General features: G+C 33.9%; 10 protein-coding genes and 1 pseudogene. 5 read left to right on the top strand and 6 right to left on the bottom strand.

Going from position 1 to position 10,150, the window contains the following annotated elements; translation table 11 throughout:
• From BMX03_RS08425 to BMX03_RS08405, 5 genes and pseudogenes are all read left to right on the top strand, one after another.
• Positions 1–323 (top strand): annotated as a pseudogene (locus tag BMX03_RS08425) (IS30 family transposase); the annotation flags it as partial.
• 295 nt (positions 324–618) lie between these two features.
• Entirely contained in the window at positions 619–816 is a 198-nt protein-coding gene (locus BMX03_RS08420) for a 4Fe-4S binding protein (RefSeq protein ID WP_008539288.1), read from the top strand.
• Positions 816–1,958: a 2-oxoacid:acceptor oxidoreductase subunit alpha gene (locus BMX03_RS08415; RefSeq protein ID WP_091694839.1), complete on the top strand. Its 1,143-nt coding sequence runs from the start codon at positions 816–818 to the stop codon at positions 1,956–1,958. Before BMX03_RS08420 ends, BMX03_RS08415 begins: the two co-directional genes overlap by 1 nt.
• The gene (locus BMX03_RS08410; RefSeq protein WP_091694837.1) at positions 1,958–2,782 is read left to right on the top strand and encodes a 2-oxoacid:ferredoxin oxidoreductase subunit beta; all 825 of its coding nucleotides are present in this window, start codon (positions 1,958–1,960) and stop codon (positions 2,780–2,782) included. Before BMX03_RS08415 ends, BMX03_RS08410 begins: the two co-directional genes overlap by 1 nt.
• Entirely contained in the window at positions 2,779–3,303 is a 525-nt protein-coding gene (locus tag BMX03_RS08405; RefSeq protein WP_091694834.1) for a 2-oxoacid:acceptor oxidoreductase family protein, read from the top strand. The genes BMX03_RS08410 and BMX03_RS08405 overlap by 4 nt, the downstream gene beginning before the upstream one ends.
• A 56-nt stretch (positions 3,304–3,359) precedes the next feature.
• On the opposite strand, the gene trpA is transcribed toward BMX03_RS08405, so the two are convergent.
• The 6 genes from trpA to trpE are packed head-to-tail and all read right to left on the bottom strand — an operon-like array spanning position 3,360 to position 9,808.
• Complete coding sequence (gene trpA, locus BMX03_RS08400) at positions 3,360–4,136, bottom strand: tryptophan synthase subunit alpha (RefSeq protein ID WP_091694831.1); 777 nt, start codon at positions 4,134–4,136, stop codon at positions 3,360–3,362.
• The gene (gene trpB / locus BMX03_RS08395) at positions 4,129–5,331 is read right to left on the bottom strand and encodes a tryptophan synthase subunit beta (RefSeq protein WP_091694829.1); all 1,203 of its coding nucleotides are present in this window, start codon (positions 5,329–5,331) and stop codon (positions 4,129–4,131) included. The genes trpA and trpB overlap by 8 nt, the downstream gene beginning before the upstream one ends.
• Before the next feature lie 2 nt (positions 5,332–5,333).
• Entirely contained in the window at positions 5,334–6,731 is a 1,398-nt protein-coding gene (gene trpCF / locus BMX03_RS08390) for a bifunctional indole-3-glycerol-phosphate synthase TrpC/phosphoribosylanthranilate isomerase TrpF (protein WP_091694826.1), read from the bottom strand.
• Positions 6,732–7,745 carry an anthranilate phosphoribosyltransferase gene (gene trpD, locus BMX03_RS08385; protein ID WP_091694823.1) on the bottom strand — a complete coding sequence of 338 codons (1,014 nt, stop codon included), beginning with the start codon at positions 7,743–7,745 and terminating at the stop codon, positions 6,732–6,734.
• Positions 7,711–8,322 (bottom strand): anthranilate synthase component II, encoded by a 612-nt coding sequence (locus BMX03_RS08380; RefSeq protein WP_091694820.1) that lies wholly within the window; start codon positions 8,320–8,322, stop codon positions 7,711–7,713. The genes trpD and BMX03_RS08380 overlap by 35 nt, the downstream gene beginning before the upstream one ends.
• Positions 8,303–9,808, bottom strand: a complete 1,506-nt coding sequence (gene trpE, locus BMX03_RS08375; protein WP_091694818.1) for an anthranilate synthase component I — start codon at positions 9,806–9,808, stop codon at positions 8,303–8,305. The genes BMX03_RS08380 and trpE overlap by 20 nt, the downstream gene beginning before the upstream one ends.
• Positions 9,809–10,150: the final 342 nt, after the last annotated feature.

The following is a 10,150-nucleotide window of genomic DNA, read 5'->3' as shown; positions in this document are numbered from 1 at the left end:
AAACTATTTATAACTGGATTTATATTGGTAAATTAAAAGGTATTTCACTTAAGAATTTACGACATAAAGGAAAACGTAGAAAAAAGGAAACACGTGGTAAATTCTTAATAGGAAATAGTATCACAACTAGACCAAAAGATGTAAAAAGTAGAAAAACTTTTGGACATTGGGAGTTAGATACCATAGTATCTAGTAGAGGAAAAGCTAAAGCTTGTTTAGCAACGTTTGTGGAAAGAAAAACAAGATTTTATGTGGCAATAAAAATAAAAGATAGAACAGCATCATCAATGCTAAAAGCAATAAAAAAGTTAGTGAAAGTATATCTAATGATGATTTAATAGAAAAATTAATACTATTAAATAGTAGACCAAGAAAATGTTTAAATTGGGACAATCCATTTAATTTATATTAAAAAGAAGTGTCGCACTTGGATTGACAATTCATTATGTATTTAAATATAATTTGTTTCAAAATATATATTGTATACATTTACACTGTTACACTTTTTGTTATATAATAGATGTCATGACTGATATTGAATGTAGCAAATAACAAATTTATTGTTACTAATATTTATGTTTATTTTATGTATATATTTAAAAGTTTAGGAGTGTAATTTTGAAGAACATTATTTACTTGAAAACACAAAGGTGCAAAGGCTGCGGTATTTGCGTGGCTTTTTGTCCAAAAAAAGTTTTGCAATTAGATGTATTAAATCACTGTCAGATTGTCAATGCTGATGCTTGTATAGGTTGTGGACAATGTGAATTACGTTGCCCAGATTATGCTATTTTTGTAGATAAGGAGGAAAATTAATGATTAAATTAATGCAAGGCAATGAAGCGTGCAGTTATGGTGCCTTAGCTGCTGGTGTACGCTTTTTTGCAGGTTATCCAATTACACCATCTACAGAAATCGCTGAAACAATGGCTAAATTATTGCCTAAAATGGGCGGTAAATTCGTTCAAATGGAAGATGAAATCGCTAGTATGGGTGCTATTTTAGGCGCTTCTCTTGCTGGTGATAAAGTATTAACAGCCACTTCTGGTCCTGGCTTTTCTTTAAAACAGGAATTAATCGGTTATGCCTGTGCTGCTGAAATTCCAGTAGTTATTGCCAATGTACAACGTGTAGGTCCATCAACTGGACAGCCAACATCTCCAGCACAGGGAGATATCATGCAAGCTCGTTGGGGAACACATGGCGATCATTCCATCATTGCACTTTCTCCATGGAGTGTGCGTGAAACTTTTGATGTTACTGTTATGGCGGTAAATTATGCAGAACGCTTCCGTACACCAGTTATTTTATTGATGGATGAAATTGTAGGTCATTTACGTGAAAACATAGATGTTCCTGAGAAAGACGATATAGAAATTTATCCTCGTCGTCAACCAAAGATGGCACCATCACCAGAATATAAAGCCTATACTCCTGACACTGACTTAGTGCCAAATATTGCTGACTTTGGTAAAGGATATCACATTCATGTAACTGGTCTTATTCATGATGAAACAGGCTTCCCATCAGGTAGCCCAATGGTTACTAGAGAAGTCATCGATAGATTGCATAAAAAAATAGATATTGCTCGTGATGAAATTTATCATTATGAAGCATATAATATGGAAGATGCACAATATGCAATTGTAAGCTATGGTGGTACAGCTCGTACAGCGTATGAAGCTATGCTCGAAGCTCGCAAAAAAGGTTATAAAGTCGGTATGGTACGTCTTATCACAATTTGGCCATTTGCCGATAAAGTTATTGCAGATTTAGCAGATAAAGTTGATGCTATTTTAGTCCCAGAACTTAACTATGGACAACTTGTACATGAAGTACAGCGTGCAAGTGAAGGCAAATGCAAAGTAGAATTCTTAGGCAAATACGATACACAGATTTTCACTCCAACTGAAATTGAAACAGCTATTATTAAAATGTGTGAAGGAGGCAATAATTAATGAAACCTAGAGTTTATGAACAACATTTCCGTCAAAACCGCCTTCCGCATTTATGGTGCCCTGGTTGCGGTAATGGTATTGTAATGAAAGCAATTGTAGAAGCTATCGTCAAGAAAAATCTCGCTCCAGATAAAACAGTAATCGTATCCGGTATTGGTTGCTCTTCACGTGCATCTGGTTATATGGATTTTGATACACTTCATACAGCTCATGGTAGAGCTATTCCATTTGCAACAGGTATAAAACTTGCTAGACCTGAACTCAATGTAATTGTAATCACAGGTGATGGCGATTGCATGGCTATCGGTGGCAATCACTTTATTCATGGTGCAAGACGTAATGTAGATTTAACTGTCGTATTATTCAACAACAATATTTACGGTATGACAGGTGGTCAGGCATCACCTACTACTCCGCTTGATAAAAAAGCGACAACTGCTCCATATGGTTGCGTTGATAATCCATTTGACCCATGCAATTTATCAGCAGCAGCAGGTGCTACATATGTGGCAAGAAGCACAGCTTATCATGTACCACATTTGATCAATATGATAGCTGGTGGTATTGAAAATAAAGGCTTCTCCTTGATTGAAGCCATAGTACAATGTCCAACAGCTTTCGGTCGTAAAAATAAAATGGCAGATCCTGCACAGATGATGATGTGGATGCGTGATAATGCAATCATGAAGCCAGCTTTTGATAAATTAGCTGATGATAAAAAAATAGGCAAATTCCCAATTGGTCTATTACATCAACATCAATCTATTGATTATGACCATGCCTATGATAAAGTTATCGAAATAGCTGGAGGTGTTGAAAAATGATGAAACAACTCCGTTTATCCGGTTCAGGCGGTCAGGGCGTTATCACAGCAGCAATTATCTTTGCTGAAGCTGCTGTAAGTGAAGGCAAACAAGCTGTTCAATCTCAATCTTATGGTCCAGAAGCACGTGGTGGTGCTTCTAAAGCGGAAGTAATTATTTCCGATAATCCGATTTATCATCCTAAAGTTATAAATCCCGATATCGTACTTGCTATGACACAACAAGCATCTGACAAATATTATGGCGATTTAGACAAAGACAATGGCTTATTAATCGTTGATGAAGACCTTGTACCAAATGCACCAGATTTTCCACATATCATTAAAGTGCCAATCACTAAAATGACTTCTGAAAAACTCGGCAAATTGTTATTTGCCAATATAGTTGCACTTGGCATCATGGTTAAACTCTCTGGCATTGTTTCGCTTGAAACAGTAAAACAATCTGTGGCACATCGCGTACCACCACATACAGTTGATAAAAATATGCAGGCATTAGAACTCGGTTACAATGCTGTTTAAAATAAAAACTCCCTTTAATTAAAGGGGGTTTTTATTATTATACAAATTATTTTTAATTATGCTTTTAAGATAGCTTCTTTCATAGATTTTACATAGTCAACTAAATATGGTGTAGCCTCTTTGCCATATTTATCAATAATACGGATAACAGCACTGCCTACAATAACACCATCAGCAATTTTAGCCATATCATATGCTTGCTGCGGTGTTGAGATACCAAAACCTACAGCTACTGGTTTATCTGTATATTTGCGAACAGTATCTACAATACTTTGTATATCTGTTTTTATTTCTTTTCTAATACCTGTTACACCTAAAGAGGATACACAATAGATAAAGCCCTGTGCTTCATTAGCTATCATACCTATGCGATTTTCTGAAGTAGGCGCTATCAAAGATATTACTTCTACATCATTTTCATTAGCTTGGGTTAAGATTTCATCTTTTTCTTCAAAAGGTAAATCAGCCACAATAACGCCACTGATATTACATTGCTTACATCTAGCAAAAAACTTATCTTTACCATAAACGAATATAGGATTTATATAAGTCATAAATACAAGTGGAATATTCACTTTTCCCTTTAATTTTTCAGCCATATAAAAAATATCATTTGTCGTCATATTGCCACTCAAAGCCACTTTACTAGCCGCTTGAATAACTGTTCCTTCTGCCACTGGGTCAGAAAATGGTATACCTATTTCTATCAAATCGGCTCCAGCTTCTGCCATTTTTATAATGAATTTTTCTGTAGCTTCTAAATTCGGATAACCTGCCAATACAAAGGGAATAAATGCTTTCTTATTTTTAAATGCTTCTTCTATCTTAATCATTGATTTTCACTCCTCTATATCTCGCCATAGCTGCTACATCTTTATCTCCTCTACCAGATAAGCAAACAATGATGATTTCATCTTTTTTCATTTTCGGTGCAATTTTCATCACTTGTGCTATAGCATGAGCACTTTCAATCGCTGGGATAATTCCTTCTGTTCTTGATAAATATTCAAACGCATCAACTGCTTCATCATCTGTAATCGCTACATATTCAGCTCTACCACTATCATGTAAATAAGCATGTTCTGGCCCAATACCTGGATAATCTAAACCTGCTGAAATAGAATATACAGGAGCAATCTGACCATATTTATCCTGACAAAAATAGGATTTCATACCATGAAAAATACCTTCTGTGCCTTTAGAAATAGTAGCTGCATGTTCTTCTGTATCAAGACCTTTTCCGGCTGCTTCACAACCAATCAATCGCACTTGTTTATCAGGAATAAAATTATAAAACATGCCCATAGCATTGCTACCGCCACCAACGCAAGCCATGACTACATCTGGCAATCTCTTTTCCACGTCTAATATCTGTTCACGAGCTTCTCTACTGATGATAGACTGAAAATCACGTACAATAGTTGGAAATGGATGTGGCCCCATGACAGAGCCTAAAACATAATGTGTATCATCAATTCTTGAAGTCCATTCGCGTAAAGCTTCATTTACTGCGTCTTTTAGTGTTCTTGTTCCTTTAGTAACACTATGTACTTTTGCTCCTAATAATTCCATGCGATAAACATTTAATGCTTGTCGTTTCGTATCTTCTTCGCCCATGAAGATTTCACATTCCATATTCATAAGTGCTGCCACTGTTGCTGTAGCTACGCCATGTTGACCTGCACCTGTTTCTGCAATTACACGAGTTTTTCCCATGCGTTTTGCCAATAAAATCTGCCCCAAAACATTATTGATTTTATGAGAACCTGTATGATTTAAGTCTTCTCGTTTTAAATAAATCTTTGCTCCACCTAAATCATTTGTCATCTTTTCTGCAAAATATAAAAGTGATGGTCTACCTGTATATTTTCTCTGTAAATCCTCTAATTCTTTGACAAAATCAGGATCATCTTTATATTTTAAATACGCTTCTTCTAATTGATTTACTGCATTCATTAAAGTCTCTGGCATATATTGTCCGCCATATTTACCAAAACGACCTTTTTTATTTATCTTATTCACGCTCATATTTATCCTACCTTTCGCAAAAGTTCACTTATCATCTTAACTTCATTTTCATCTTTATGATTATCTTTTTCTATACCACTGCTGATATCCACTATATACGGTCTTGTCGTTCTTATCGCTCTAATGATATTTTGCTTATTTATACCACCAGCTAAGATAAATTCACCTGTAAAATCCTTAAGCAAATCCCAATTAAAACTCTTTCCTGTGCCACCAGCACTATCTTTTACATAAGCATCAAATAAAATCATATCGGCAATACTTTGTTTAGCCCTTTCTATATCAACAATATCTTTTACTTTTATTGCTTGCCAAATCGGTAAATCAAGTTTATTTTTCAATACTTTGATAAATTCATTGTCCTCATCACCATGCAATTGAATGATATCTAAAGGAACTTTCTGAGCTATCTCTTCAATTTGCGTCAGCGAAGCATTGACAAAAACACCGACTTTTTTAATTTTTTCATCTAAATTTTTAGCTAAATCACTCGCTGTTTGCATACTTACTTGTCGTTTACTTTTAGCAAATATAAATCCCACATAATCTGGAGTATATCTATTTATGATAGCTATATCTTCTATAGTTTTCATGCCACAAAATTTTACTTTAGGGCTTATCTTCTTTCCATATAATTCATTAAGTGCTAAGACTTTATCTTTAGCCCTCATAAAAGTTTCACCGATAAGCACTGCTTGCACTTGATGAACTCTTAATTTTTCTATATCTTCTTTAGTTTTTATGCCACTTTCCGAGACGAAAATCACATTTTCAGGCACTAAAGACCTTAATTTTAAACTATTTTCTACATCTACAGTGAAATCTTTTAAATTACGATTATTCACACCGATAATTCTTGCTTGTATCTTCAAGGCTCTTTTTATCTCATTTTCATCATGAGCTTCCACTAAACAGGATAGCCCTAATTTTTTAGCTAAAGTAAAAAATTTCTTAAGTGTTTCATCATCTAAAATCGCACAAATCAATAAAATCGCTGAAGCTCCCAAAATTTTCGCTTTATAAATCTGATATTCATCGATGATAAAATCCTTACACAATACAGGAATACTGACATTTTGAGCAATCTCTTGTAAATATTTATCTTCACCTAAAAAATAATCTGGCTCTGTGAGTACAGAAATAGCACTTGCTCCTGCTAATTCATATTCTTTAGCGATAGTTAAATAAGGAAAATCCTGAGCTATAATTCCCTTTGATGGTGATGCTTTCTTCACTTCACAGATAAAATTTATATCTTGCTTTGTCAATGCTTTTTCCAAAGGAAAATCTCTATTTTGGAGCAAAGCTTCTGCTTCTTTTTTTAGCATAGCTAATGATTTTATCTGTTTTTGTTTAGCTATATTGATTTTTCGTTTCTCCACAATTTCATCTAAAATCATTTAACATACCTCATTTGAATATTTGATAAATCGTTCCATCTGATATTTAGCTTTGCCTGTATCTATCGTATCCTTGGCTATATTGATGCCATCTTGTATAGATAATCCATCTTTTGCTAAATAAATACTCATGCCAGCATTTAATAATACTGCATTACGTTTTGCTCCCAAAGTTCCTGCTAAAATATCCCTTGTAATTTGAGCATTTTCATTTTTATCTCCGCCAACTAATTCATCTGAATTTGCATATTCCATACCATAATCTCTAGGATCTAAAGTATATGTCTTTAATTTTTTATCTTTAATTTCACATACTAAAGTTTTATTACAAGCTGTTATCTCATCTAAACCATCATAACCATAGACAACAGCACCTCTTTTTACACCGAGATTAGATAATACTTTCGCTAATGGCTCTACTAATTCTTCTTGATAAACTCCCATCAATTGTCGATTAGCATTTGCAGGATTAGCAAGTGGCCCTAAGATATTGAATACTGTTCTAATGCCTAGTTCACGTCTAACAGGACTAGCATATTTCATAGAACTATGATACTTCGGAGCGAACATAAAACACATGCCTATTTCATCTAGCATCTTTTCATTCTGCTTAGCATCTAATTCTAATTTAGTGCCTAAAGCTTCTAAACAATCAGCTGCACCACATTTACTAGATACACTGCGATTGCCATGTTTAGCTACTTTTATACCGCTAGCTGAAATTACAAATCCTGCTGTAGTTGAAATATTAAATGTATTTGCTTCGTCTCCACCTGTGCCGACTATTTCAAATAAATCATCTTTATAATCTATGCTTTGAGCTTTTTCTCTCATGACTTGAGCAAAAGCTGTTATTTCGTCTATCGTTTCGCCCTTTAATCGCAAAGCAGTCAAAAAACTAGCAATTTGAATATTGCTCGCTGTTCCACTCATGATTTCTTGCATAGAAACTATAGCCTGCTCTGTTGTTAAATCTTGTTTATTGCTCAATTGATATATTGCTTGTTTTATCATTTTGACCACCTCTTATATCCAGAAAATTTTGAATTAATTTCTTGCCGTTATCACTTAAAATTGATTCAGGATGAAATTGCAATCCATAAATAGGATATTTTCTATGCTCTATCGCCATAATTTCACCATCATCAGTAGTTGCTATTAGCTTTAAATCTTCGCCTAAAGTTTCTCTTTTAATCGCTAAAGAATGGTATCTTGCTCCCATAAATTCTTTATCTATCCCCTTAAATAAAGGTGATTTTTCCATTATCTTTAATTTAAAAGCTTTGCCATGAACTACTTCTTTGGCATAACTTACAATACTTTCAAAAACTTCAGCTATGACTTGATGACCTAAACAAATCCCTAAAATCGGTATCTCACCTTGAAAAGCTTTCACGATTTCACTGCAAATTCCAGCTTCACTAGGTTTTCCTGGCCCTGGAGATAGCACAATATGACTTGGATTTAGTTTTTTTATCTGCTCTATATTTAATTCATCATTGCGAATGACTTTTATCTCTGGATTTATTGAACCGATTAATTGATATAAGTTATACACAAAGCTATCATAATTATCTACTAACAAAATCATATGTTTCCACCTCCTGTGCTTTTGTAATTGCCTCTATCATTGATTGGGCTTTATTTATCGTTTCTTGGTATTCATTTTCAGGTATGCTATCTTTGACTATTCCGCCACCTGAACGAACAAATACTTTACCTTGTTTTGCCACTGCCATTCTTATACCTATGCACATATCCATATTGCCTGCAAAATCGATATATCCCACAGCACCACCATAAATACCTCTTGGGCTTTTCTCTAATTCATGAATGATTTCCATAGCTCGTATTTTTGGTGCACCAGATAATGTTCCTGCTGGCAAAGTAGCTACGATAGCGTCTAAAGCATCACAATCATCTTTGATTTTTCCTTTTACTGTAGTTGTTATATGCATCACATGAGAGAAAAACTCTACTTTGTGCATATTTTCCACTGTTACTGAATTGAATTTACTGATTTTACCGATATCATTTCTGCCCAAATCCACTAGCATATTATGTTCTGCCAATTCTTTTTCATCACTTAACAATCTTGTTTTTAATAAATCATCTTCTCGTCCATCTTTACCTCTTGGCATCGTGCCAGCTATTGGAAAAGTCTTTAATTCTTTATCCTCTAATTTTATCAATGTTTCTGGTGAAGCCCCTGTCAACTCTATTTGCTTGGAGCTTAGATAAAACATATATGGCGAAGGGTTTATCGTTCTTAATATACGATAAGCATTTAATAAACTTCCTGAAAAATCTGCTTCTATACGATTAGAAATGACAGCCTGAAAAATATCGCCTTCTTTGATATAATGCTGTGTCTTTTTCACTACATCTATATATTCATCTTTAGAAAACTCTCGTTTAAAATCAGATAATAGTTTTCCTGAAGGTATTTCTTTTTCTTTGCCATAGATAATAAGTTTTGCTAATTTTTCTAAATCATCAATGGCTTTAGCATAATTAGCTTCTAAATCATCAGTTTTTATATTCACAATTAAAATTATCTTTTTCGTATAATGGTCAAAAGCTATTACCTTATCAAATAACATCAAATCTACATCATTGAAAGAAACTTCATCTTTGTTTACTGTTTCATCTACAAAGTCCAATTTACTTTCTTGATAACGCAAATATTCATAAGCAAAATATCCAACTAATCCGCCAGTAAACGACGGTAAATATTCAAATTTAGGGCTTTTATATGCTTTTAAAATCTCTCTAATCTCTATATTTGGATTATCTGTCTTAATTCCTTGTATTTCATTATTAATAGCTTTTCTTATCTTCAATAAATGATTTTTACAACTAATCTCTAAAGAAGGATTAAAACCTAAGAAAGAATATCTGCCCCAATGATGTGTATTCTCCACACTTTCAAATAAATACACATTATCACTGATATTTTTCAAGATTTTCAACACTTTAATCGGTGTTGTAAGGTCAGCAAATATCTCTTTACTCACTGGCACTATTTTATATTCTGTTTTTATTGCTTCTAATTCTGCCAGAGTCGGTTTGTACATATTTTAATCCTCCTTTATAAATCTATTTGTAAGCAAATAAAAATACCCGTCCTTGAAAATAATATCAAGGACGGGTATCTATATTTCTATATAATTAAATCATTAAAATTATATATTATACTCTACTCGCGGTACCACCTTGTTTGAGCTAACGCTCCTCTTTGCAGGATACTAACATATCCCTCACAGTTAACGCTTGTGTCGCGTTGCAGAATACTAAGATTATCCCTAATCTGTTGACTGCACCCTCAGTGGTCCATTTAATATGCTGCGTACTATAGGCTCTCAGCTCCCCTACTCTCTGTAAGTGCATTTCATATTTTTATCTCCACCTCATAGGTT

The organism is Megamonas sp. Calf98-2, from assembly GCF_900110235.1.
In the GTDB taxonomy this organism is placed as follows: Bacteria; Bacillota; Negativicutes; order Selenomonadales; family Selenomonadaceae; genus Megamonas; species Megamonas funiformis.
The sequence above is the reverse complement of the archived record's forward strand: the minus strand, read 5'-3'. Positions and strand labels throughout refer to the sequence as shown.

Excerpts from the sequence above, each read along its gene's own strand:
- BMX03_RS08415 (WP_091694839.1), top strand. The coding sequence starts at position 816 with ATGATTAAATTAATGCAAGGCAATGAAGCGTGCAGTTATGGTGCCTTA.
- BMX03_RS08410 (WP_091694837.1), top strand. The coding sequence starts at position 1,958 with ATGAAACCTAGAGTTTATGAACAACATTTCCGTCAAAACCGCCTTCCG.
- BMX03_RS08405 (WP_091694834.1), top strand. The coding sequence starts at position 2,779 with ATGATGAAACAACTCCGTTTATCCGGTTCAGGCGGTCAGGGCGTTATC.
- trpA (WP_091694831.1), bottom strand. The coding sequence starts at position 4,136 with ATGATTAAGATAGAAGAAGCATTTAAAAATAAGAAAGCATTTATTCCC.
- trpB (WP_091694829.1), bottom strand. The coding sequence starts at position 5,331 with ATGAGCGTGAATAAGATAAATAAAAAAGGTCGTTTTGGTAAATATGGC.
- trpCF (WP_091694826.1), bottom strand. The coding sequence starts at position 6,731 with ATGATTTTAGATGAAATTGTGGAGAAACGAAAAATCAATATAGCTAAA.
- trpD (WP_091694823.1), bottom strand. The coding sequence starts at position 7,745 with ATGATAAAACAAGCAATATATCAATTGAGCAATAAACAAGATTTAACA.
- BMX03_RS08380 (WP_091694820.1), bottom strand. The coding sequence starts at position 8,322 with ATGATTTTGTTAGTAGATAATTATGATAGCTTTGTGTATAACTTATAT.
- trpE (WP_091694818.1), bottom strand. The coding sequence starts at position 9,808 with ATGTACAAACCGACTCTGGCAGAATTAGAAGCAATAAAAACAGAATAT.